General features: G+C 63.3%; 17 protein-coding genes. 7 read left to right on the top strand and 10 right to left on the bottom strand.

The window, feature by feature from the left end; genetic code table 11:
- Window positions 1–53: 53 nt before the first annotated feature.
- The 3 genes from dbpA to V6657_RS24545 form a co-directional block, all read right to left on the bottom strand.
- Window positions 54–1,451 carry an ATP-dependent RNA helicase DbpA gene (dbpA, locus tag V6657_RS24555; RefSeq protein ID WP_338755320.1) on the bottom strand — a complete coding sequence of 466 codons (1,398 nt, stop codon included), beginning with the start codon at window positions 1,449–1,451 and terminating at the stop codon, window positions 54–56.
- 19 nt (window positions 1,452–1,470) lie between these two features.
- Window positions 1,471–1,656: a hypothetical protein gene (locus V6657_RS24550; RefSeq protein ID WP_048932027.1), complete on the bottom strand. Its 186-nt coding sequence runs from the start codon at window positions 1,654–1,656 to the stop codon at window positions 1,471–1,473.
- A 191-nt stretch (window positions 1,657–1,847) separates the two neighbouring features.
- Window positions 1,848–2,834 carry an IS1595-like element ISRama1 family transposase gene (locus V6657_RS24545; protein WP_024542051.1) on the bottom strand — a complete coding sequence of 329 codons (987 nt, stop codon included), beginning with the start codon at window positions 2,832–2,834 and terminating at the stop codon, window positions 1,848–1,850.
- 80 nt (window positions 2,835–2,914) lie between these two features.
- Between V6657_RS24545 and imuA the strand changes: the two genes are divergently transcribed.
- From imuA to V6657_RS24520, 5 genes are all read left to right on the top strand, one after another.
- Window positions 2,915–3,856 (top strand): translesion DNA synthesis-associated protein ImuA, encoded by a 942-nt coding sequence (gene imuA / locus V6657_RS24540; protein ID WP_048932026.1) that lies wholly within the window; start codon window positions 2,915–2,917, stop codon window positions 3,854–3,856.
- On the top strand, window positions 3,789–5,351 hold the full coding sequence (locus V6657_RS24535; protein ID WP_048932025.1) for a DNA polymerase Y family protein: 1,563 nt from the start codon (window positions 3,789–3,791) through the stop codon (window positions 5,349–5,351). Before imuA ends, V6657_RS24535 begins: the two co-directional genes overlap by 68 nt.
- Window positions 5,352–5,358: 7 nt before the next feature.
- Window positions 5,359–8,595, top strand: a complete 3,237-nt coding sequence (locus V6657_RS24530; protein WP_048932024.1) for an error-prone DNA polymerase — start codon at window positions 5,359–5,361, stop codon at window positions 8,593–8,595.
- Between the two features lie 527 nt (window positions 8,596–9,122).
- Entirely contained in the window at window positions 9,123–9,599 is a 477-nt protein-coding gene (locus V6657_RS24525) for a helix-turn-helix transcriptional regulator (RefSeq protein ID WP_048932023.1), read from the top strand.
- Between the two features lie 196 nt (window positions 9,600–9,795).
- Window positions 9,796–10,953 (top strand): SLC13 family permease, encoded by a 1,158-nt coding sequence (locus V6657_RS24520; RefSeq protein WP_048932022.1) that lies wholly within the window; start codon window positions 9,796–9,798, stop codon window positions 10,951–10,953.
- 4 nt (window positions 10,954–10,957) lie between these two features.
- Here the strand turns inward: V6657_RS24520 and V6657_RS24515 are convergent, their stop codons facing one another.
- Window positions 10,958–11,788 carry an aldo/keto reductase gene (locus tag V6657_RS24515; RefSeq protein ID WP_048932146.1) on the bottom strand — a complete coding sequence of 277 codons (831 nt, stop codon included), beginning with the start codon at window positions 11,786–11,788 and terminating at the stop codon, window positions 10,958–10,960.
- Window positions 11,789–11,944: 156 nt separating this feature from the next.
- Between V6657_RS24515 and V6657_RS24510 the strand changes: the two genes are divergently transcribed.
- A complete protein-coding gene (locus V6657_RS24510; RefSeq protein WP_048932021.1) occupies window positions 11,945–12,850 on the top strand; it encodes a LysR family transcriptional regulator in 906 nt (301 codons plus the stop codon).
- A gap of 55 nt (window positions 12,851–12,905) precedes the next feature.
- Here the strand turns inward: V6657_RS24510 and fusA are convergent, their stop codons facing one another.
- Entirely contained in the window at window positions 12,906–15,008 is a 2,103-nt protein-coding gene (gene fusA / locus V6657_RS24505; RefSeq protein ID WP_021194035.1) for an elongation factor G, read from the bottom strand.
- 124 nt (window positions 15,009–15,132) lie between these two features.
- Complete coding sequence (locus V6657_RS24500; RefSeq protein ID WP_048932020.1) at window positions 15,133–15,858, bottom strand: Crp/Fnr family transcriptional regulator; 726 nt, start codon at window positions 15,856–15,858, stop codon at window positions 15,133–15,135.
- A 148-nt stretch (window positions 15,859–16,006) separates the two neighbouring features.
- On the opposite strand from V6657_RS24500, the gene V6657_RS24495 reads away from it, so the two are divergent.
- Entirely contained in the window at window positions 16,007–16,543 is a 537-nt protein-coding gene (locus V6657_RS24495) for an Mpo1-like protein (protein ID WP_048932019.1), read from the top strand.
- Between the two features lie 19 nt (window positions 16,544–16,562).
- Here the strand turns inward: V6657_RS24495 and V6657_RS24490 are convergent, their stop codons facing one another.
- The 4 genes from V6657_RS24490 to V6657_RS24475 form a co-directional block, all read right to left on the bottom strand.
- Window positions 16,563–17,390, bottom strand: a complete 828-nt coding sequence (locus V6657_RS24490) for a crotonase/enoyl-CoA hydratase family protein (RefSeq protein ID WP_048932018.1) — start codon at window positions 17,388–17,390, stop codon at window positions 16,563–16,565.
- Between the two features lie 44 nt (window positions 17,391–17,434).
- The gene (locus V6657_RS24485) at window positions 17,435–19,567 is read right to left on the bottom strand and encodes a TonB-dependent siderophore receptor (protein ID WP_048932017.1); all 2,133 of its coding nucleotides are present in this window, start codon (window positions 19,565–19,567) and stop codon (window positions 17,435–17,437) included.
- A gap of 246 nt (window positions 19,568–19,813) precedes the next feature.
- Window positions 19,814–22,078, bottom strand: a complete 2,265-nt coding sequence (locus tag V6657_RS24480) for a sensor histidine kinase (protein WP_248694728.1) — start codon at window positions 22,076–22,078, stop codon at window positions 19,814–19,816.
- A 61-nt stretch (window positions 22,079–22,139) separates the two neighbouring features.
- Window positions 22,140–22,973 carry a response regulator gene (locus V6657_RS24475; RefSeq protein ID WP_048932015.1) on the bottom strand — a complete coding sequence of 278 codons (834 nt, stop codon included), beginning with the start codon at window positions 22,971–22,973 and terminating at the stop codon, window positions 22,140–22,142.
- Window positions 22,974–23,614: the final 641 nt, after the last annotated feature.

Raw genomic sequence — 23,614 nt, 5'->3', positions numbered from 1 at the left:
CTCCCGAAGACGCCGGAAGGCAGCAGACAATAGTCGGAATCACCTGGAAAGCCTTATGAAAAAAGGCTTTGCCGGGAAACCGCCAGATTTTGCACGAGAAGTACGATTACCCCGCGTAGCGCGTCGCGTGCAATGCCGCGTTCAACGGCGACGTAGGTCGAGAACTCGGTCACGTTGATCTTGCCGATCTGGTCACCGCGAAAGCCCGCGTCGCCGGTCAGCGCGCCGAGCACATCGCCGGGGCGGATCTTGTCCTTGCGTCCGCCGAGAATCTGCAGGGTCTCCATCGGCGGCAGCAGTGGCGCGTCGCTGCCGGCGTCGAGCTCGGCGAGCTTGTGCCATTCGACCTCGCGCCCGAGCACCTCCTCGATGTTGCCGACACGCCCCATCTCATCCATGCTCGCCAGGCTCAGCGCCCAGCCGTTCTCATCGGCACGGCCTGTGCGGCCGATCCGGTGCACGTGCACTTCGGGGTCAGGCGTCACGTCAACGTTGATCACCGCTTCGAGCTGCGCAATGTCGAGCCCGCGCGCGGCAACGTCGGTTGCGACGAGCACCGAGCAGCTCCGGTTTGCGAACTGGATCAGCACCTGATCGCGTTCGCGCTGCTCCAACTCGCCATGCAGCGCCAGTGCGTGGATGCCCTGCGCACGCAGCACGTCGAGCAGGTCACGGCATTGCTGCTTCGTATTGCAGAACGCGAGCGTGCTGACCGGCCGATAGTGCTTGAGCAACCGCCCGACCGCATGCAGTCGCTCGTTATCCGTTACCTCGTAGAAACGCTGGCGGATCTTGCTGTCGTCGTGGCGCTCTTCGAGTTTCACTTCCTTCGGATTGCGCAGGATCTGGCGGCACAGCTTGGCGATGCCGTCCGGGTAGGTCGCCGAGAACAGCAGCGTCTGCCGGTCGGTCGGGCACTGGCGCACGACCGTCGCGATGTCGTCGAAGAAGCCCATGTCGAGCATCCGGTCCGCTTCGTCGAGCACAAGCGTCTTCAGCGCACCGAGCGTGAGGTTGCCGCGTTCGAGATGGTCCATGATGCGACCCGGCGTGCCGACGACGATATGCGCGCCGTGCTCGAGGCTCTCCGCCTGCGGACGCATCGGCGTGCCGCCGCAGAGCGTCAGCACCTTCACGTTCTCTTCGGCGCGCGCGAGGCGGCGGATTTCCTGCGTGACCTGATCGGCGAGTTCGCGCGTCGGGCACAGCACCATCGCTTGCACGTCAAAGCTGCGTGTGTCGAGTCGCGTGAGCAGCGGGAGCGAGAAGGCCGCGGTCTTGCCGCTGCCGGTCTTCGCCTGTGCGATCAGGTCGTGGCCCGCGAGCGTGATCGGCAGGCTCGCGGCCTGGATTGGCGTCATGTCGGTGTAGCCGAGCTGCGCGAGATTCGCGAGCACGGCGGGGGCGAGCGCAAGGGTGCTGAAGGGCGTGGCGGTCGGTTCGGTGGTCATGTTGTTGCGTCGGGTCAATTCAATTGAACGGCCGGCCTTCGATTTGCTCGTAGACGACCGTGCCGTCGTCGGCTTCGAAACGCTCGACGTAGTTGCGCGCGCCACAGAGCGTGCAGCGGAACAGCGGTCCCTGACCTTCGTCCTTGATGACGACTTCGGACAGCTCCCACTGCGTGCCGCAGCTCTGGTTTTTGCAAGTGAACACGGTTTTCTCCGGATGGGTTCGGTTGCGCACTGTTGGTGGCAAGGCGGGATGGGGCGACAAGATGGGGCAACGGCAAGGACGTTAGAAACAGGCTAGCGCAGAGCGAAAGTTGTGATACTGTATATCCATGTGGGGTATCCACTTAGCTCCACCAGCACAGGATAACTGGATGGATATACAGTATTCGTATGCTACACCGTCTCGACCCGGTTCACTACATCCGCATACGTCACAGGGCCGGTAACGACCGCTTGCTGAAGCAGCCGATAGAACAAGAGACCGCGCGAGCCCGAGGTGCGGCGATTGAAGCGGAACACGAACTCATCCAGGTAGGCGTCCAGATGTTCGGGCTGAACCGAGCCGTGATGCGTGCCGAGAATCCAGCGTTTGACCAGTGAAGCAACCCGATGAACGCCAGCCATCGAAACGTGAGCTGGCACCTCGGCACCCAGCATCACATTGCGCTGGTGTTCGTAACCCAGCTTGCTCAATGTCCGGTAGGCTGCTGACCCGTCAGTTCTGACTTGGGCGCCAGGCTCAATCGACGCCTGTATGAACGGGATGACGCATTCGGCGCCATCGTTCTGGATGCGCTGCAAGCGTATCCGGCCGAAGCCCTTGGGCTGAAGCATTTCGACCGCAAGGATGACCAGCACTTTGCTCGTGCGGTTCTTGCGGTTGATGGCCGAGATAGGGGCCTCTCGGTCCGTGATGGCCAGGTAGGTCTCGTCAACCTCTACACACCCCTTCAGGCGTTCGCGGTCCGGTCGCACCATAGCGCGGCGAAACCGGTGCAGCATCGTCCAAGCGGTCTGGTAGCTTCCCAGGCCTAGCACCCGTTGCAAACCAAGGGCGCTGACGCCTTGCTTTTGATTGGTCAGATACCACGCACCAGCCAGCCACACACGTAGCGGGGTACGGGTCTTGTCGAATATCGTGCCAGCGGTCACCGTCGTTTGGTGAGCGCAACTGCGACACATCAGGCGCGTGCGGCTCGACCGATAAGGCTCGGCCGCTACGCCGCAATCAGGGCAAACGAACCCCTGCGGCCACCGCAATCCCTCCAGGTAGGACAGGCAAGCCTCTTCCGTCCCGAACCGGTCCAGAAACTCGTTCCAGTTACGGGGGTAGTCCTTCCCCGGTTCTGGGGGTAATATCTGCTTTACCTGTATATCCATCCAGTGATTCTGGCATGGCTGGAGCTAAGTGGATAGCCCTTATATCCATACAGTATTTGCGATTTTCTCCCGCGCTTTCCATGTTTGCGCCGTCCCCGTCTCTTTTTCCTGCTGAAGGTGTAGCGGAACGCCCTGTCGCCACTTGGCCGGCGGGGGGCGGGCCGCGCCTGCCTGCGCAAAGAGCCCGGATAGTACCAGCGCCCGAAACATTACATCCGGCACTGTGGCGTGCAGGCAGTCTGGCACGCGCCAGCGGGCGCGTTCTGGCCACCGGTTATGACGCGCTGAATACCGAGTTGCCCGGTGGCGGCTGGCCGCTGGGCGGGCTGACCGAACTGCTGTGTCCTCAGCCCGGTATCGGTGAGTGTCGTTTGCTGCGCCCGGCGCTGTCCACGCTATGTGCGGGAACCGGGCGCATTGCGCTAGTCGGCCCCCCACATCTACCCAACGCCGTGCGGCTGGTCGGCTGGGATTTCTCCCCTGAGCAGATCGTCTGGGTGCGCGCCGACAAGCCCGCTGACCTGCTGTGGGCCGCCGAGCAGATCGTGCGCAGCCAGGCATTCGGTGGCGTGCTGATCTGGCTGAACCAGGCGCGCCCTGGAGCACTGCGCCGGCTGCAGGTGCTGGCACAAGCAGGCGAGAGCGCCATCTGGGTGTTCCGGCCGGCACAGGCGTTGCGGGAGTCGTCGCCTGCGGTGCTGCGCCTTGGGCTGGTGCCGGCGGGTGGCGATGCGTTGTCCATCCTCTTTCACAAGCGGCGCGGGCCGTTGCGTGACACGCCGTTGCTGCTGCCGTTGGCGGACCCGTTGCAGGCGGGGCGCGCTTCCGTTCGTTCGTTGCCAATGCAACCCGCCGAGCCATTCACCATGGACCCGGCCACTGCGGCGTTGCTGGCTACGCTGTCATCGTCTTCTGCGTTCGATGCGCTATCGAGCGATCAGGACGCTTCTGATCATGCCGTTCTGGATCGCGGTGCATCTGCCCCGGCTGCCGCTGGACGCGCTTCGACCCCGGTGGTCTGACCCGGCCGCGCTGCCCCTGCCGGTGGTGGTGCTGGAGCAGGAGCGCGTGGTATCGGCCAACCGTCTGGCGGTGCGGGAAGGCGTGCATGCGGGCCTACGCCGGGCGGGTGCACAGGCGCTGGTACCGCACGCTGTGCAGCTTGAGCGCGACTTGGCGGCCGAGGCACGGCTGATGCAATCGCTGGCGCTGGCGCTGTTGGCATTCACGCCGCACGTGACGCTGGATGTGGCCGACGAGGCGACCGTGCTGTTGGAGGTGGAGGCAAGCCTGCGCCTGTTCGGTGGGCATCGCGCGCTGTGTCGGGCAGTGAAGTATTGCGCGTACCGGTTGGGCGCCGTGCCAGTGCTCGGCGCCGGACCGACGGCGCGCGGTGCGGCCTGGCTGGCGAGCACGCGACCGGTGCGCGGGCATCGCACAGCACCCCCAGGTGGCGTACGACGGGCAGTGCGACTGGAACGCATGTCGACGTTGCTGGATGCATTGTCGATCGATGCCGTGGTTCGCCTGACACGCCCGGACTGGCTTGAGGGCCTCGGTTGCCGCAGGCTGGCCGATTTGCGAGCGCTGCCACGTGCCGGCTTGCGCCGCCGCTGCGGGCCGCTGCTGGTCGATACGCTCGACGCGGCTTACGGCGATGGGCACGAGAGCTTCACATGGTTTGCCGCGCCGCTGAGCTTTGATGTGCCGCTGGAGCTGCCCGGCCGTATCGACAGCGCCGAAGGTGTGCTGGCTGCGTCCGAGCAACTGCTGCTGCAATTGGTGGGCTGGCTGTCGGCGCATCAACTGGGGGCGAAGACCTACCGGCTCACGCTGGAGCACGAGCGCCGGCGCGGCCGGAGCAGTGACGATGCCGCATCCTCCACGCCGGTGGAGATCGCCCTGGCGCAGCCGGTCCGCACGCTGGCGCATCTGTCACGCGTGCTGCACGAGCGCGTGCACCGGCTCACGCTGATCGCTCCGGTGGTCGAGCTACGTTTGACGGTGACAGACGCCACACCGCTGGCACCGCCCACCGAGTCGTTGTTTCCCGAACCCGGTGGCCGGGCGGAAGATGCGGCCCGCCTGATCGACACGCTCATCGCCCGGTTGGGTGCAGACAACGTGCGCCACCCGCAGCCATGCGCTGACCACCGCCCCGAACGTGCCAATCATTGGGTGGAGGTGAACGCCGCCACCACCGCGCACAGCCGCGCCGCTGTGCGTCAGGCGCTGGCGCAATGGCACGCGCAGCAGCCCGAGCGGCCGCTGTGGCTGCTGGAGAAGCCCATCCCGCTGCTGACGCGCCAGCACTATCCGTACTACCGCGGGCCATTGCGGCTAGTGTCCTTGCCCGAGCGCATCGAATCCGGCTGGTGGGACGACGCCCTCATCAAGCGCGACTACTTCATCGCAGAAGGTGAGGAAGCCGTGCGCTACTGGGTCTACCGCGAGCGTGTTTCGGCATCGGCCAGCGAGGAAGACGCCCGCTGGTATCTGCACGGCCTGTTCGGCTAGGTGTGTCATGGCGACAAGCGCATTGCCCTCCATCGGCCTGCCTGACTATGCCGAGCTGCATTGCATCAGCAACTTCACGTTCCTGACCGGCGCATCGCATCCAAAAGAACTGGTGGAGCGCGCCAAGCAATACGGCTATCAGGCCTTGGCGTTGACCGACGAATGCTCCGTGGCTGGCACCGCGCGTGCGCTTGTGGCGGCCAAGGAGCAGGACTTCAAACTCATCATCGGCAGCCGCTTTGCCGTGCGCAATGCACAGGGCGAGCCCTGGCTGCGCTTGGTGCTGCTGGCACAGAACATCGAGGGCTACGGCAACCTGAGCGAGGTCATCACGCACGCGCGGCTGGCAGCGCCCAAAGGGGAATACCGCCTGCTGGCCGATGACCTGGCTGCGCCCAAGGGGGAGCTGGCCCACCTGCGCGGCGTGCCTGACTGCCTGGCAATTCTGCTGCCCGACTATGACGCCGATCCGCAACAACTACGCATGCAGGCGTTGTGGTGCCAGCGCGTGTTCGGCGATCGGCTATCGATTGCGCTGGAGTTGCCACTGCGTCATGCGGATGACCGCCATCGCGGCACGGTGGCTGCGGTCTCCGAGCAGATCGACGTACCGATGGTTGCCACCGGTGGTGTGCAGATGCACACGCGGCAGCGCAAGCCATTGCACGATGTGCTGACGGCCATTCGCCTGTCCAAGCCGATTGCCGAGTGTGGATTGGAGCTGTCACCCAGCGCCGAGCAGGCCATGCGCACGCGCATGCAGCTTGCGTTTCTCTACCAGGGCGAGCGTGGCAAGCGTGCCCTGCATCGCAGTGTGGAGCTGGCCGGCTTGTGCCAGTTCTCGCTCGATGAAATCGAATATGAATACCCGAGCGAGGTCGTGCCAGAGGGCATGACACCTGCTGAGTACCTGCTCGCCGAGGTCTACGCCGGTGCCAAGCGGCGCTACCCACAAGGCACGCCCGAGAAGGTGCTTAAGCAGATCAGCATGGAGCTCGATCTGATTTCCGATCTGGGCTACGAGCCGTTCTTCCTGACCGTCTACGACGTGGTGAAGTTTGCTCGCAGTAAGGACATTCTCTGCCAGGGGCGTGGCTCAGCGGCCAACTCTGCGGTGTGCTACTGCCTGGGGATCACCGAGGTAGACCCGGACAGCGGCAATGCATTGTTCGCGCGTTTTCTTTCACGCGCACGCAGCGAGCCACCCGACATCGATGTCGACTTCGAGCACCAGCGCCGCGAAGAGGTCATCCAGTACATCTACGAGAAATACGGCGTGACACGCACCGCGCTGGCCGCCGCGCTCATCACGTACCGCACGCGCAGTGCCTTGCGCGACGTTGGCCGCGCGCTCGGTATCGATCTCGGCATCATCGAGCAGGTGGCCAAGGGGCAGGCGTGGTGGGATAGCCGCAAGGAGTTTGCCGAGCGTGCGGGCCAGCAGGGGTTGGACCCCGCATCACCGCTGGTGCAGCGCTGGGCTGAACTGGTGGGCGAGTTGCGTGGTTTTCCGCGCCACCTGTCGCAGCATGTGGGCGGGTTCGTGATCGCGCAGCACAAACTCTCGCGCCTCGTGCCGATCGAGAACGCGGCCATGGAGAACCGCCGCGTCATCCAGTGGGACAAGGACGACCTCGAATCGCTGCGCTTGCTGAAGGTGGACGTGCTGGCGCTCGGTATGCTGACGGCCATTCGCCGCACGCTCGATATGGTCGATGCGCTGCCTGGTCGTCGTGCGTATTACAAGGCGGCTGACAAGCTCGCCATGCAGGATCTGCCGGAGGGCGATGAGGAAACCTACGACATGATCTGCCGTGCCGAGACCATCGGCGTGTTCCAGATCGAATCGCGCGCACAGCAATCGATGCTGCCGCGCCTGCGTCCGCGCAAGTATTACGACCTGGTGATCCAGGTGGCCATCGTGCGTCCGGGGCCGATCCAGGGTGGCATGGTGCATCCGTACCTGCAGCGGCGCGAGGCCATGCGTAACGGCAACACCGATTGCGTGACGTATCCCGGCAAGGAAGTGGAGGGCGTGCTGAAGCGTACGCTCGGCGTGCCGATCTTCCAGGAGCAGGTCATGCAGATCGCCATCGATGCTGCGGATTTCACGCCCGATGAGGCTGACCGCTTGCGACGCGACATGGCTGCCTGGAAGCGCAAGGGCAATCTGGTGCAGCATCAGGTGCGGCTGAAGCAGGTGATGGTGGAAGAGCGGAACTACGACCCGGCTTTCGTGGATGCGCTGTGCAGTCAGATGGAGGGCTTTGCCGAGTACGGCTTCCCAGAAAGCCACGCAGCCGGTTTCGCCAAGCTGGCTTACATCAGCAGTTATCTGAAGTGTCATGAGCCGGCGGCGTTCTTTGCCGCGCTTCTTAACAGCCAGCCGATGGGGTTCTATTCGCCGTCGCAACTGGTGCAGGAGGCGCGGCGCAGCCGGGTGCGCGTGCTGCCGGTCGACGTCACGGCCAGCGTGTGGGACAGCACATTGCACGAACGCCCGGGCGCGGCAAGCGAGGAGAGGGCGCAGCCGGACATCCGCCTCGGTTTCAGCCGCATCCGCGGTATGCGCCAACCGGCCGCCGAGCGTATCGAAGCTGCCCGCGCGCAAGCCCCTTTCTCCAGCGTGGACGACCTGGCATATCGCGCGGAACTCGACCGCCACGACCTGAATGTGCTCGCCGCTGCCAACGCGCTCAAACCGCTGGCGGGCCATCGCCGGCAAGCGTTGTGGCAAACGCTCGCCTTGCAGGAGCCCGGACACGACCACGCGCTGCTGCGCCAGGCCCGCCCGGTGGAGGCATCGCTCGTGCTGCCTGCTCCGCCCATCGGCGAGGAGGTGGTGGCCGATTACAGCAGCCTGGGCCTGTCATTGCAGCGTCACCCCATCAGCTTGCTGCGGCCCCGGCTTGACGACATGCGCTTTGTCACCGCCGCCACGCTGGCGGGGTATCGCAACGGACAGCTCGCGCGTGCCTGCGGCATTGTCACGGTGCGCCAGCGGCCGGGCACGGCCAAGGGCACGATCTTCGTCTCCATTGAAGATGAGACCGGCACCATCAATGTCGTGCTCTGGCCGCGCCTGATCGAGCGCCAGCGCCGTGAGGTGCTCAATGCCCAGCTACTGGGCGTTTACGGCAAATGGCAGTGCGAGCGCGAGACGCGGCACTTGGTCGCCCAGCATCTGGTCGATCTGACGCCACTTCTGGGGCGCCTGGCAACCTTCAGCCGCGATTTCCACTAACTGACCGCCGAGTCACCTTCCGGCACGGCAATTGCGTGACGAAAGGTGCGCGCCGCCCGCTCCCAAGATACGCCCGCGACGCCGGGGTCTCTAATCCCAGGCTCTCCCCCGAGACCCCTCCAATTGGTGGATAGGGCAAGCGCGGATCGACGAAACGTTGTGCGGGTGCAAGGATTTGCGCATGAGACGTCACAAACGTGACACACCAAGCGAAGAAAACAGCATCTGCGAGGGAACCGACCCGTTACCGGGCTTGTCACGGTAAACACGGATGACGGGATGCGCTTTCATCACGCGTCAATGTTGGGTGCAGTCGAAATTACGTCTACTCTGTAGAAAACACATCGCGGAGGCCGCCACCCAAAGCGTGTGCAACGGTGTGCAATACAACGATGACACCGCCCGCACACATGTGTACGACCGCGAATCAAGGTGCAGCGCACCCGACATTCGCTTTGTTTTCAGCCCATCGTGCGGGTCCCCCCGGGCTCGGCGGTGTTTCCCATCTCAGGTGCAGGAGCGAACAGATGGAACAGCCCTTCAAGCAGTTACACAGTCTGCGCAAGTCGCGCAAGCTCAAACAGGAAGACGTCGCCAAGATGGCCGGCATCTCCCGCGAAGCGTATTTGCGCGCGGAATCCGGTCGCGCTGACCCGCGCCTGTCGACGCTGATGGCCGTGGCCGGCGCGCTGGGGCTGGAAGTCGTGCTGGCCCCGCGCGAGGCGGTTGCCGAGATCGAGCGCGTGATTGCCAGCCATCCGACCCAGCCGCTGCAAGGCGGCGTGTCGAGCACCGAGGCCAGCCAGTCCGGTTCAATGGGCGGCTCGACGGGCGGTCACGGCCTGGCAGGCCAGTATCGCGGTCCGGAGCGTACCCCGCAGGCGGCCTACCACCCGAGTGGCGCCAGCGGCACGAGCGATCGCCCGAGTGCTGGCGGTACGGGTTCGTCTGGCGGCTCGGATCGTCCAGGCGGGTCGGGTTCCGGCGGCTCGCGCGAGTCGTAAGCGGGGCCGACGAGCCTTGATCGGGTGCGCACCGCGCGCCCGGTCAGCGGTTGAGCGCTTGAGTTGAGCCGCTGAGGCCGCAGCACGTACAATCGGCCGGGCAAACCGCGCCCGGCTGGTTTGTGCGCATCTGCGCCAACGTTTCCTGTTTTTCCGTATGCACGGCAGTTCGCCTCACTCGCGGCCTCGCACGCGCATGGCACAAGCCATGCCGGCGTCCCATCCGGCCTCTGCCGCGCAACACCATCCGCCGTTCTGGCACCACCTCAAGCAAGACGTCTTCTTCTGGCTGCTGCTGCTCGTCTGCGGCGCGTTGTCGATCGTGTCGCCGCAGCGTGTGGCCGGCTATCCATCGTTGGTTGACTGGCACACGATCGCTGCGCTGGCCGGCTTGCTGATTCTGACCAAGGCGGTTGAGTCCAGCGGCATGCTGCAATTGCTGGGCATGCGTCTGGTTGATGCCGTCAGCAGCGAACGCGTGCTCGCGCTCAGCCTGGTGGGCGCGTCGGCGGCGTTGTCGACATTGCTGACCAACGATGTCGCCTTGTTCGTGATCGTGCCGTTGACCGTCGGCTTACGGCAGGTGGCGAAGCTGCCGGTCACGCGGTTGGTCATTTTTGAGGCGCTGGCTGTCAATGCAGGCTCGGCGCTCACACCGATCGGCAATCCGCAAAACCTCTTCCTATGGCACCAGTCAGGGTTGTCCTTCGGGGCGTTTGTCTGGCAGATGGCGCCGATGGTCGCCTTGCTGACGGTGCTGCTGCTGGTGGCCACGTGGCTGGCGTTTCCATCGCACGAAATCCATCTGCATGCCGAAACGGGTGATGTGGAAGTGCACAAGCGCCTGCTGCTGCCAGCGCTGGCGCTGTACGTGCCGTTTCTGGTGCTGACTGACCTGGGGTATCCGCTTGCAGCGCTGGCGGGCCTGGTCGTGCTCTACCTGATTGGCGCGCGTTACGTGCTGGCGCGGGTGGACTGGGGCCTGCTGCTGGTGTTCGTGTTGATGTTCATCGACCTGCGCCTGGTGGCACAGCTTGGCGTGGTACGGCAGGCGCTGGATGCATTGGCGTTGGCCAATCCGATGCATCTGTACTGGGCCGGCATTGGCGTGTCGCAGGTCATCAGCAACGTGCCGGCTGCGATCCTGCTAGCTGAGTATTCGCACGATTGGCCGTTGATTGCCTTTGCGGTGAGCGTGGGCGGGTTTGGCACGCTCGTCGGCTCGCTGGCCAACCTGATTGCGCTGCGGATGGCGGGAGACCGGCGAGCTTGGCTGGCATTTCACGCCTACTCGATCCCGTTCCTGGTGGTTGCGGCGGGGACCGTGTACGCGTGGCTGACTTGGTTACGCTAGGGCGTCAGGCCGGTACGGCATCCCAATCCGGCGCGAAGGTCGGCTGCACGTAACGCAGTGTCTTGGGCAGGGCCGCAATGGCGGCGCGGTCCGCATCGTCCAGGCGCAGGTTCAGTGCGTCGAGGTTGGCTTGCTGGCTCTCGCGGCGCTGGGCCTTGGGAATGGCGATCACGTTGGGCTGATCCATCAGCCATGCAATGGCCACCTGGGCTGCCGATGCGCCATGCTTGCGGCCGATGGCCTGCAACGTGGCATCCTCCGCCACGCGCCCTTGTGCCAGCGGAGCGTAAGCAGTGAGCGGAATTCCCCTGTCGCCCAGATAAGCCAGCAGCGCCGACTGATCCAGAAACGGGTGGTATTCCACCTGTACGCAGGCAAGCGGCGCACCGATGGTATCGATGGCGGTCTTGAGCATCGGCAGATTGAAATTGCACACGCCAATGGCCCGCACGCGGCCGCTTTCGCGCAACGCCACCATGGCGTCCATGGTGGCCGCCATATCCATGCCCGGTGCCGGCCAATGGACGAGATACAGATCGGCGTAATCCAGCTTTAGCTTGGCGAGGCTCTGTTCGAGCGCCTGCGGGACAGCCTGCGGCGCGAGCTGGTCATGCCACACCTTGGTGGTGACGAAGATCTCGTCGCGTGGCAGACCCGAGGCAGCGATGGCTGCACCCACGGCGGCCTCGTTGGCATACATCGCGGCGGTGTCGATGTGCCGGTAGCCAAGCGCCAGCGCGCTTTCGACCACGGGCTGGCAATCTTCATTGGGCACGCGGAATGTGCCGAGCCCCAGCCGGGGGATGGAAACACCTTGCGTCTTCAATGCGTGCAGCATGTGCGGCTCCTTGGGTTGCCTGATGGATGAACGGAGGGACCACCGGGTGAACAGGCCGCCATAGTGCCGGCCACTCTGCTTTGAATAAAGTGCGTAACATGCAAATCATTCGTGAAAAATCTCCCGTAATGACGATGGGCAGAAGGGGTTTGCATGACGTTCGATGGGCAATTGTTCTCTGGCATCACGCTGCTGGCGGCCGTGGCAGAAAGCGGCAGCTTCGTACGTGCGGCCGATGCGCTGGGGTTGTCGCCGTCCGGGGTGAGCCGTGCGGTCAGTCGGCTGGAGGCGCGCATTGGCGTGCGCCTGATCGAGCGGACCACGCGTTCGCTCACGCTCACTGACGAGGGGCGCCGTCTCTACGAGCAGGTCGGGCCCCACCTGATGGGTATCGCCGAGGCCGCCGCAATGGCTTCGGGCGCAGCGGGCGCCGTGCAGGGCCGACTGAGGGTGAACGTCGATCCGTTTTTCTCGCGGATGGCGTTGGCGACGCCGGTGGCGGGTTTTTTGGAGCGCCATCCTGATCTGTCGCTGGAGCTCATCATGCGTGACGACGTGGGCGATCTGGTGGCCGATGGGTTTGATCTGGCGATCCGATTCGGGCCACCGCCGGTGGGCTCGTTCGTGGCGCGCAAGCTGATTGAGACGCGCATCGTGACCGTGGCTTCCCCGGGCTACATCGCCCGCCACGGAAAACCCGCGCATCCGCGCGATGTGCCGTCACACGAGCGCATCCTGTTCTACAACCCGGTCACGGGGCGCCCCTACGAGTGGGAGTTCTGGCGCAAGGACGAGCGCATCGAGATCCGGCCCGCCGGGCGGTTGATGGTGTCGGACGTGCGCACGATGCACGCGGCGTGCGTGGCGGGGGCGGGCATTGCCCAGGTGATGGCGCTGGGTACGGAAGACCTGCGGCGCAGCGGCCAACTGGTTGACCTGTTTCCCGACTGGCCGGACGAACGCTTTGCCTTGTACGCGCTATACCCAACACGGCGCCACCTGCCGGCCAAGGTGCATGCGTTCATCGATTTTTGCGTCGAGAACCTGCCCGCGGGTTAGCCCGCAAAGCACTGCGGCCGCACGAGGCGGCCGCAGCGAATGAAGCAAAACAGCCTCAGACCTTCTTGGCCGAGATCACCGCTTCAGACACATTGCGCGGGGCTTCCGCGTAGTGCTTGAACTCCATCGTGTACGTCGCACGGCCTTGTGTGGCCGAACGCAGCGCGGTCGAGTACCCAAACATCTCAGCCAGCGGCACCTCGGCCTTGACGATCTTGCCGCCGCCACCAGCGATGTCTTCCGTGCCTTGCACCATGCCGCGCCGTGAAGACAAGTCCCCCATCACGTTGCCCATGTAGTCTTCGGGCGTTTCCACTTCCACGGCCATCATCGGTTCGAGCAGGATGGGGCCGGCCTTGCGCATCGCATCCTTGAAGGCCATCGAGCCGGCCATGCGGAACGCGTTTTCGTTCGAATCCACGTCGTGGTACGAGCCGAACGTCAGGCGCACCTTCACATCCACCACCGGATAGCCGGCCAGCACACCCGTGTTGAGCGTGTCGCGGATACCCTTGTCCACCGCCGGGATGAACTCGCGCGGAATCACGCCGCCCTTGATCTCGTCGACGAACTCGTAGCCCTTGCCCTCGTTCGGCTCCAGCGTGATGACCGCATGGCCGTACTGACCGCGCCCGCCCGACTGCTTGACGAACTTGCCTTCGACGTCTTCGGCGGCCTTCTTGATGGTTTCGCGGTACGCCACCTGCGGCTTGCCGACCGTCGCTTCCACGCCAAACTCGCGCTTCATGCGGTCGACCAGGATTTCCAGGTGCAGTTCGCCCATGCCCGAGATGATGGTCTGGCCGGATTCCTCATCCGTCTTCACGCGGAACGACGGGTCTTCCTGTGCCAGGCGGTTCAGGGCGATGCCCATCTTTTCCTGGTCAGCCTTGGTCTTGGGCTCCACGGCCTGGCTGATCACGGGCTCGGGGAACTCCATGCGCTCCAGCACGATGACGTTTTCGGGGTCGCAGAGCGTTTCGCCGGTCGTCACGTCCTTCAGGCCCACGGCGGCGGCAATGTCGCCGGCCAGCACTTCCTTGATCTCTTCGCGCTGGTTCGCGTGCATCTGCAGGATGCGGCCCAGGCGCTCCTTCTTCTGCTTGACCGAGTTGTAGACCGTGTCGCCCGAATTGATCTTGCCCGAGTACACGCGGAAGAACGCGAGCTGGCCGACAAACGGGTCGGTCATGATCTTGAAGGCGAGCGCGGAGAATGGCTCGCTGTCGCTGGGGTGGCGTTCGAGCGGCTCATCCTTCTCGCCGTGGCCTTCAATGGCGGGAATGTCCACCGGCGAGGGCAGGTAGTCGACCACCGCATCCAGCATGGCCTGCACGCCCTTGTTCTTGAACGCAGAGCCGCACAGCATCGGCTGGATTTCACCGGCGATGGTGCGTTTGCGCAGGGCGCGCTTGATCTCTTCCTCGGTCAGCTCTTCGCCGCCGAGGTATTTGTTGAGCAGCTCTTCACTCGCCTCTGCGGCGGCCTCGACCATTTTCTCGCGCCATTCCTGGGCGATGGGTAGCAGCGCAGGGTCGATGTCGACGTAGGTGAACTTCACGCCCTGTGAGGCATCGTCCCACAGGATCTCTTTCATTTTGACGAGGTCGACCACGCCGCGGAAACCATCTTCCGCGCCGACCGGGATCTGAATCGGCACCGGATTGCCCTTCAGGCGCTCGCGCATCTGGCGCTCAACGCGGAAAAAGTCTGCGCCGATGCGGTCCATCTTGTTGACGAACGCGATGCGCGGCACCTTGTATTTGTTGGCCTGGCGCCAGACGGTTTCCGACTGCGGCTGCACGCCGCCCACGGAGTCATAGACCATGCACGCACCATCCAGCACGCGCATGGAGCGCTCCACCTCGATGGTGAAATCGACGTGGCCCGGGGTGTCGATGATGTTGATGCGGTGTTCCGGGTAGTTACCCGCCATACCTTTCCACATGCAGTGCGTGGCCGCCGACGTGATGGTGATGCCGCGTTCCTGCTCCTGCTCCATCCAGTCCATCGTGGCCGCGCCGTCATGCACCTCGCCAATCTTGTGATTGACCCCGGTGTAGAACAGGATGCGCTCGGTCGTGGTGGTTTTGCCGGCGTCGATGTGCGCCGAGATGCCGATGTTGCGATAGCGCTCGATGGGGGTCTGGCGGGGCATGATGGATCTCTTGGAGAAAGTCTCGCTTCACGCCCTCCACACCATGCGAAGGGCGAATGTGCGAGTGGGAACACATTATAGGATCGGTCCTATCTCACCGCATGTAGGGGTATTGGTTGGTGATTCAACCCTCACCCCGGGCAAGATCACGCAATCCGGCGAAATCCAGCAGTTCAATCTCGCCGTAAGCGACCTTGAGAATCCCGCGTGCCTGCAGGTCTTTGAGCACCTGATTGACGGTCTGGCGGGACAGCGCCAGCAACTGTGCAAGCTGCTCCTGCGGCACCCGCAGCACGCGGCGGGTGCCCAGACGCAGGTCGCCGTAGCCGTCGGCCATCAACAGCAAGCGCCGGGCCACGCGCACGGAGGCGGGCAGCAGGGCGGTTTCTTCCAGTACGGTGAAGGTCAGCCGCAGCTTGTGCGTGAGCAGCAGGGCGAAGGCATGCAGCAGTGCCGGGTTGCTGTCCAGCAGGGCGATCAGCGCGGCCTGCGGCATGTGCAACAGCGTGGTACTGGCGTCGGCGCGGGCGTCATGGGTGCGCGGCTGGCGGTCGAAAACACCAATTTCGCCAAACCAGTTGACGGGTTCCAGCACCGCCAACAGGGCTTCGCGCCCCTCCGCGCTGGTGGCGCCGATGCAGATGGTGCCCTCCACCACGCAATACAACCCGTCGGGTGGATCGCCGCGCCGGAACAGCACATCGCCCGCGCTCAGGCGGCGCACGGCGGCAATGCCGATCAATGCGTCCTGTAAGGGCGCATCCAACGTACCGAACCAGCTGCTGGCATGCAGGCGTTCACGGTACGACGCAGCATCTGCTTGTGGGTGGAAGAGAGCGGAACGGTCCATGGGGCCGGCAGTGGAGGGGCAACAGACAAGGCGAATTTGTCGGCTATATGACAGAGCGCCGTTCCATCCGCTGACTAAGATGAAAGGATCATAACGAGAGGGCAACTGCAGCGTCCATGCTGCAAACGCACAAAAACTGGAGACCACGATGCGCAGCCTGTCAGACCATCTTTCCAACTACGCGGCCTACCACCAGGACGGGCGCAATATCGCCACGCACTTTGTCGGCATCCCGGCCATTGTGCTGGCGGTGGCGATTCTGTTGTCCCGCCCCGTGTTTGCAGCGTTGCCCGGCGGTGTGGCTGTTACGCCGGCGCTGTTCCTGCTGGCGGCCGTCACGGTGTTCTACCTGCGCCTGGATGTGGCGTTTGGCGTGGTGATGTTTGTGCTGATCGGCCTGTGTGTGTGGATTGGCCAGCAGGTGGCCGGACATTCGGTAGCGGCTTGGCTATCGGCGGGCATCGGCTTGTTTGTGATCGGCTGGATCATCCAGTTTGTCGGCCACTACTACGAAGGGCGCAAACCAGCCTTTGTCGATGACTTGGTGGGGCTGGTGGTTGGGCCGCTGTTTCTGGTGGCCGAGACCGCCTTTGCGATGGGCCTGCGCGCGCCGCTGCGTGACGAGGTGGTCAGCCGTTCGCGTGCCATGCGTGCGGCGCTCGGCGGCAAGCCCGTCGCCGCCTGAGTGCATCACTTCCGTTGAGCTAGCTGTTTGAGTGCTTCGCGGCCGGCTGAAACGCCGGTGCGCGATTTTCCATGCCGGCGAGCACCGCCTCACGCTGGTTAGCCGCGCCGATCAGGCGGTCCTGCTCAATCGATTCGGCCAGCAGGATGGCAGCGGTATCGCCATCCTCCACAACGCCCATCAGGCGCTTGGCTGCACGGATTGCGTCCGGGCTCTTCTGCGCAATTTCTCGCGCTGCCGCCAGGGCAGCCGCGCGCGGGTCGTCGACCACGTGGGTTGCCAGACCCAGGGCACAGGCTTCGTCACCGTTGACGACGCGCCCGCTATAGATCAGCTCACGCAGCCGGTCGGGCCGCACGAGGCCACGCGTGAGGGCCATGCCGCCCATGTCGGGCACCAACCCCCATTTGACTTCCATGATTGACATGCGCGTGTCGGCGCGCACGTAGCGGACGTCTGCGCCCAGCGCAATCTGTAACCCACCGCCGTAAGCAACGCCATGCACTGCCGCCAGCACCGGCACCGGCAGATCGCGCCAGACCGTGCAAGCGTACTGTGGCAGGTTGGCCGATCCATGCGTACGCCGAGCCAACCGGCCAGCGCCGATGTCTGATCCACTGTCGCCCGTGCCGAGGCTTGCCATGCTGCCCATGTCCAGCCCGGCGCAGAACGCGCGACCTTCGCCGGACAACACCACGGCGCGCAAGTCTGGTTCATTCATCAGGCGTTCACCGGTTGCGACCAGGGCCTCGAACATGGCCGGGTCGATGGCGTTCATCTTCTCGGGCCGGTTGAGCCGGACTTCGGCCACGCCGGCGTCGATGCTGAGCAGGATGCGTTCTGTCATGGTGGGGTTGTCGGATGGTGGGGCTGGCAATCAGAGGTGTATCGTCACCAATTGTATTTGGCGCTGGCCAGCACGGTGCGCTCGTTGCCGAATACACAAACCGCGTACGACTGGCAGCCGCTGATGTAGCGACGGTCGAACAGGTTCATCACGTTCAGCGAAAAACGCCAATCGCGTGTGCCATAGTGCAGTGCCGCGTCGTACAGCGTGTAGCTGGGGACCGTCAGCGAGTTGTCCGACGCACCCGCCGACGCGCTCTGGTAGCGGACCCCGCCGCCAATGCCGAATCCCGCGAGGGCTCCGGTGCGCCATGTCCAGTCAGCCCACAGCGACGCCATCTGGCGCGGCCGCGGAATGTCGACCGGCCAGTGGTTCAGCGACGCGTCGTTCGCCTTCACGTTCTTCACATCCTGATAGATGTACGACGCGATCAGCGATAACTCGCGCGTCAGGTTGCCGACCGCGCTCAGCTCGATGCCGCGCGAACGCACCTCGCCAGTCTGCACGGAGGACATGCCGGTGGGATCGAGATTTCTCGGCGCCGGTGTCACGACGTTCGTCTGGTTGATCTGGTAGACCGCCGCGCTCAGCATCAGCTTCTCGCCCAGCGGCTGCCAGCGTAGGCCAGCCTCGGTCTGCTTGCCGCGCGTTGGTTGCGGCAATCCTCCACCAAACATCCTCACACCGATGACCGGGTTGAACGATGTCGAATAGCCGACGTACGGCGAAAGCCCGTAGCTGCCGCGATACGTGAGGCCGACACGGCCCGAGAACGCGCTGACGTCCTGGTTCGTCTGCGTGCCGGCCCCGCGGTTGTCCTGGCGCACGTTGACCCAATCCTCGCGGCCACCGAGCGTCAAAACCCAGCGGTTCCATTTGATCTGGTCTTGTGCGTAGGTACTGACCGTGCTCATCGCCGTGTACAGATTGGGGTGGCCCAGGAACGTCGGGCCCGAGAAGATCGCGGTCGTGACCGGCGTATAGACCGGGTTGTAGAGATTCAGGCGCGGCGCCAGCGCAAGCCACTCGCTATCGGTCGTTGTCTGCCGGCTGTACTGGAAGCCGAGTAGCACCGTGTGTTCGAGTGGCCCTGTGCCGAAGCGCGCCTGTGCGGTGTTGTCGATATCGAAGCGGCTGTAGTTGAACTGGAACAGCCCTGCGTAGCGCGTGATGTTGGTGGTGCTGCCCGGGGCAAGACCCGCGCCGAAGACCGATGCGTCATCAAGCGACAAGTGCATCCAACGCACGTTCTGGCGCAATGTCCACGTCGAATTGAGGTTGTGCGAGAACTGATAGCCGAGCGACCACTGCTTCTTTCGGTAGTCATTGAATGTCGGGTCGCCCGTGTAGACGTCATGCGTGAGCTGCCCATTGGGGTTGGGCAGCACGGTGCCCTGCGCGGGGAGGAAGTTGTGTGAAAAATCACTCCGGTCCTGCAGGTAGGTCGCGGTGAGTGTCAGCGAGGTGTCGGCATCCGGCCGCCAGCGCAGTGAAGGCGCAAGCGCGACGCGCTGCTCGTCATGCGGCCCGGTCAGTGCGTTGCCGTCGCTCGCAACGCCGACGAAGCGATAGGCAACTCTACCGTCGGCGTCGAGCTTGTCGCCGATGTCGAGCATCGTCTCCTTCCGGGCGTAGTTGCCGATCTGCACACCCACCTCGCGCACGCGCTGGCCGTCGGCCTGCTTCGTCTGCACATCGACGATCGCGCCCGGATCGCCGGCCCCATACAGCACCGACGTCGGCCCACGCAGCACAGTGATGCTGTCGATCGTATACGGGGCAACGCGCCAATCTGCGATGACCGTTGTATTCGGCGCTTGCAACCCGTCGACAAACAGAGAAGGTTTAAAGCCTCGCAGCGTCGCATACAGGTCCGAGCGGTTGTCGGATCCATATGATGCGAACCCTGGCAGGTAGCGCAGTGCCTGGCTGAGGTCGGTTGCGCCGGTCATCGCCATCTGCTGCTCAGTGACGATGTTGACCGTTTGAGGAATCTCCGTGATCGGCGTATCGGTCTTCGTTCCCGTTGTGGTGCGTTGACCGACGAGCCCGACTGACGGCGCGTTCGCCACGCCTTTCACAACGATCTCCGGAAGCGCGGCGACCGGCGCTTGTGCATCGTCCGCTTGTTGTGCCGCCTGCGCGTACGCATCGCCAGCGGCCGTTGCGCAAAGCATCGCTCCAGCAATGATCGCCCGTCGACCTTGATATGTTGCCCTCCCGACCTTTCGTCGCACTACGCAGCACGGCTGCAGTGGAGTGCAGCGAAGGTCCGAATACCCCGCATTTCGCTGACTGGAGCTTGGTGGCAAGTTCATGAGTTTCAACGCAGGCTTCGTTGTTATTGGATGCGTTCAGGAAGAGTGCGGGCGTGGCCTTGTGGAGGCGCGTCGCCGCAGACAGGCGAGACGTGGTTGATTGGGCTACACCCGGTGGGGCAGGATTCGGTCCAGATCAACAGAGGTCAGATCCGCCTGGTCTTGTGCCGAACCAAGCAGCGCTTCTATCGCTGCAAATTCCAAGGCATCGACGCATTTTTGAACTTCATCGAGAAAGCTGGCATAGCCGGGGACATTCGCAAATCTGCGGATCCAGTCTTCCACGTCTGTCAGGCGGCCGTTTCTGGCGAACTGGGCAAGTTCATCAAGGTCCTGGGCAGGAGGTCGGAGCGTTGGCGTACGGGGCCGTGCGGGTTCGGTCTTGGGCTGTGCTGGGCGAGGGAGGTCGTCCACATCGATCAGGACATGCCCAAGGGCCGGTGCGACGATTTCGAACGTGAACGATGTTCCAACGCCGGGCCTGCTGGAGACAAGCAGTTCGCCGCGCATGGCTTTGACGATGCGTTGTGCGATAAACAGACCGAGTCCAGTCCCGCCGTTGATTGCCTGGACTTGTTGGTAGGCGCCGAAAATGTCGGTTTTCTTCGCGACGTCGATCCCGATGCCGGTGTCGGCCACCTCAAGGCCGATGCGATAGCCGTCGACCTGCTTGTGGGCCTCTACGGTTAGCGTGACGACGCCGTTGTGTGTGAACTTCGAAGCGTTGGACAGGAGGTTGAGCAAGACCTGCTGCAGACGGATTCCGTCGATCTCCAACGTTTTCGGCAGCGGCGTCAGCGGCCGATAGATGAACTGGTTGTTCTGTTGTGCGCAAAGTGCGATGGCATAGCCGGCGATGTCATCCAGAAGGTCTGGCAAGTCCACGGGGCTGGGCGCAACGCCGAGTGGCTGCAGTTCGGCCTTCGTATATTCCAGCAGCTCGTCAATGAGCGTCAGTTGGTAGCGGATGCTGCGGTCGATGGATTGGATCAGCTTGGCCTGACTCTGTGTCGCGCTATCCAGCAGGAGCTTCGCGTACCCATTGATCGTAGACAACGGTGCACGCAAATCGTGGCTGACGTACCCCAGGGTTTCGATCTTTTGCTGCATGCTGGTTTGCGCCTGGCCAAGCGCTTCGTTGAGCGCGACTGTCCGTTTCGCGACTTCGTCCCGCAGCCGATCCTGTTCCGTGAGCTGCCAATGCTCCAGCCGCTGCCTTGCTTCCGTGCGCTGACGGCCCACATGGTGGATCCAGGCGGCCAGCACCACGAGATGCGTGGCAAGGCCGATGATCGCCATGACGGGATTGGGGTAAATGTCGGACTTGAGCCATGAAAGCGCTGCAGGTAGCGCATCGAGCCCTTCGACAGTCCGTATCAGCAAATTGAATAGAGCAAAGCAGACCGTTACCAGCAACAGACGGCCGGTAGGGGTGCCGCGCTTGGCAAACAGCAGCGCAATGCAGATATTGAGGATGCCGAGTGCGACGCTCAGTTGCAGGCAGAACCGCGTAAAGACAAGGAGGTCGCCGAACGCAGCACCGATCATGCCAATGCACTCGAGGCACAGTATCGCCACGTAGATGACCTGCACCGGCATCCTGACGTTTTCTCCGCGCGCAATCTTCAGGATGAACGCAATGAAGAGTGCAATAGCAAGATACACAAACAGTATTTCGCTGCGCGCTGACCATTCGGGCGCATGCGGCCAAAGATACGCACGGGTATAGCCGCGAATGGATGCCTCATACAAGGCAGTATTCAGGGACAGGCCTGCCAACAGATAGAACGCGCTACTGCGGGAAAAGAATCCGATCAGCAAGGCAGCCCACGTCAACGCCAGCAGGCCGCCAAGGAACCCAAAGTTCCACAGGGCGGCGCGAATCTCCCTTGCATGCCATGCCTCCTGAGCAAAGGCCATGGGCTCCAGTTGCAATGTCTTGCGGGAGGTGACTCGCACCATGACCGGGATCCTCTCGCCTGGATGCAGGGTCATGTTGAGCACCGGATACCGGGGCTGCGCCTGATTCGCGTCGGTGCTAGCGGGCGGGAATACGGCATCCTGTGCCCAGTGGCCGCTCCGCGGGGTATAGAAGTCCGCCCGATCAACACGTGCGTCGCGCAGCGCCAGCACGATTGGGCGCTCGACATGGTCGTGATTGACCAGCGTGAGGCGGACCCACCAGGCAGACCGCGAGAATCCTGGATTCAACCGCGCCTTTGTGGCCGGCACGAAGCCACCATGATCACTCTTGGGCAGGGCAACGATCGCTTCGAGCGGCATCGCGGCCGTGGCGTCTTCGAATATCGATACATCTTCCAGCAGCCCTGGGCCTTCAGCCGTGGCGGCCCAAGCTGCCGGAAGGGGCATGCACGCAAGCAGCAGGAAGCACAGCGCAGTGCGATACAACACTGCACATGCTTTGCATCGGTCACGCATCGGTGTTCGGGACCTGAATGGGATCGGTGATGTCGACTTCGCGGTGCTGCCGCTTCCAGGCAGATGGCGTGGTACCGAAGCGGTCGCGAAACGCCGTTGCAAAATTGGCGGCGCTGGAAAAACCGATCTCTTCAGCGATCTCCCCCGTGCCCATCGAAGTTCTAGCGAGAAAACGCTGCGCCATCTGCAGTCGCGTGTCGCGCAAATATTCGAAGACGGTCTTTCCGAGATGGTCGCGGAATACCCGAGACAGGCGCTTTTCGTGGGTACCCACCTGCTTGGCGAGATCTTCGACGGTGGGCGGGTTGCGCACGTCACGCAGCAGAAGCTGGCTGGCTGCGCGTACCAAGGACGCATCCGGCGTGTCGGGGAGCGCGGGCAGATAGTGCTCGGAACGACTGGTGAGCGCCTTCTTCAGATGATTCCGGATGCGCGCAATGACTTCTGCGGGTTCAAACGGCTTGACGATATAGTCAATCGCACCGATTTCGAGCCCTTCGAGTCGGTCATCGAGATCCGTCGCCGCCGTCAACATAATGATCGGAATGGCCTGTGTTGAGGGCGTTGCAGTGAGCAACCGGCACGAGGCAAAGCCATCCATGCGGGGCATGCGTAAATCCATCAGGATCAGGTCAGGGGCCACGGCCTGTGCCCGGTGATACGCCTGGACGCCGTCAAACGCAACACTGATCCGGCAACGGGCAACACGCAAAATCTCGATCAGTAGTTGAAGCTCGTTAGGGCAATCATCTACGACAAGGATGTGCGCACCGGCGAGATCCGGGGCGGCACGAAGCGACGTCGAATATGACGGGCGAGATGGCATGACGACGAGCAAGCGGAGAAGGGTAGGCCGAACCGTGGGGCATCGTGGTCCGCGCATGCGCCATGGTCCCGCGCAAGTATAAGCGGACCTATATGACATAGAGGGAGGTTGCGCACGGCTGGCGAGACGCGATGCCGTTTCGGGGAAAACGTTGTCTGGCATACAGCGCAACCGCTTGAACTGATCCCACCCCGCACGCGGGACGCCGGGCAGGGTGAGCGCCGCCATGACTGCGCCAATAACCTCGTTACTGTTGTGGCTAAGCACATCAACCACGCATGCGAGAGGCGCGCTTTTTGCGCGGGCAGTTGTCCAGCGGCCTCTCTATTGATGCATCTCCGGTTCGCGCACACCGTCCTTGCCCAGCGTTGAACCCGGCAGGCATCCGATCTTGTGGGAACTTTGAAGATCCATCCGCTCGGGCAAAGTATTTTTCCGCTGATCAAAAAACGCGCCTACCCGAATGCTCCCAGAATGCACATCGCCTATTTTGAGGCAGGATTTTTTTTGCCTCCTCCGAATAAATTCCTGCTTTTCAAGAAAACACTCAGACTGCGTTTTTACAATTGTTTGACATGTTTGATGAGGGGAGTTTGTTTTAATTTGCTCCTTAGTTGGTAATATTGCGCGCCATGTCAGCG

The sequence above is a fragment of the Ralstonia sp. RRA genome (assembly GCF_037023145.1).
Lineage (GTDB): Bacteria > Pseudomonadota > Gammaproteobacteria > Burkholderiales > Burkholderiaceae > Ralstonia.
This window is presented reverse-complemented; position numbering and strand designations above follow the sequence as displayed.

What these genes read in the sequence shown, in the direction of transcription:
- V6657_RS24530 (WP_048932024.1), top strand. Translation starts at nt 5,359, where the DNA reads ATGGCGACAAGCGCATTGCCCTCCATCGGCCTGCCTGACTATGCCGAG.
- V6657_RS24520 (WP_048932022.1), top strand. Translation starts at nt 9,796, where the DNA reads ATGGCACAAGCCATGCCGGCGTCCCATCCGGCCTCTGCCGCGCAACAC.
- V6657_RS24485 (WP_048932017.1), bottom strand. Translation starts at nt 19,567, where the DNA reads ATGCTTTGCGCAACGGCCGCTGGCGATGCGTACGCGCAGGCGGCACAA.
- dbpA (WP_338755320.1), bottom strand. Translation starts at nt 1,451, where the DNA reads ATGACCACCGAACCGACCGCCACGCCCTTCAGCACCCTTGCGCTCGCC.
- V6657_RS24535 (WP_048932025.1), top strand. Translation starts at nt 3,789, where the DNA reads ATGCCGTTCTGGATCGCGGTGCATCTGCCCCGGCTGCCGCTGGACGCG.
- V6657_RS24480 (WP_248694728.1), bottom strand. Translation starts at nt 22,078, where the DNA reads ATGCCCCTTCCGGCAGCTTGGGCCGCCACGGCTGAAGGCCCAGGGCTG.
- fusA (WP_021194035.1), bottom strand. Translation starts at nt 15,008, where the DNA reads ATGCCCCGCCAGACCCCCATCGAGCGCTATCGCAACATCGGCATCTCG.
- V6657_RS24490 (WP_048932018.1), bottom strand. Translation starts at nt 17,390, where the DNA reads ATGACAGAACGCATCCTGCTCAGCATCGACGCCGGCGTGGCCGAAGTC.
- V6657_RS24545 (WP_024542051.1), bottom strand. Translation starts at nt 2,834, where the DNA reads ATGGATATACAGGTAAAGCAGATATTACCCCCAGAACCGGGGAAGGAC.
- V6657_RS24495 (WP_048932019.1), top strand. Translation starts at nt 16,007, where the DNA reads ATGCGCAGCCTGTCAGACCATCTTTCCAACTACGCGGCCTACCACCAG.
- V6657_RS24510 (WP_048932021.1), top strand. Translation starts at nt 11,945, where the DNA reads ATGACGTTCGATGGGCAATTGTTCTCTGGCATCACGCTGCTGGCGGCC.
- V6657_RS24500 (WP_048932020.1), bottom strand. Translation starts at nt 15,858, where the DNA reads ATGGACCGTTCCGCTCTCTTCCACCCACAAGCAGATGCTGCGTCGTAC.
- V6657_RS24525 (WP_048932023.1), top strand. Translation starts at nt 9,123, where the DNA reads ATGGAACAGCCCTTCAAGCAGTTACACAGTCTGCGCAAGTCGCGCAAG.
- imuA (WP_048932026.1), top strand. Translation starts at nt 2,915, where the DNA reads ATGTTTGCGCCGTCCCCGTCTCTTTTTCCTGCTGAAGGTGTAGCGGAA.
- V6657_RS24475 (WP_048932015.1), bottom strand. Translation starts at nt 22,973, where the DNA reads ATGCCATCTCGCCCGTCATATTCGACGTCGCTTCGTGCCGCCCCGGAT.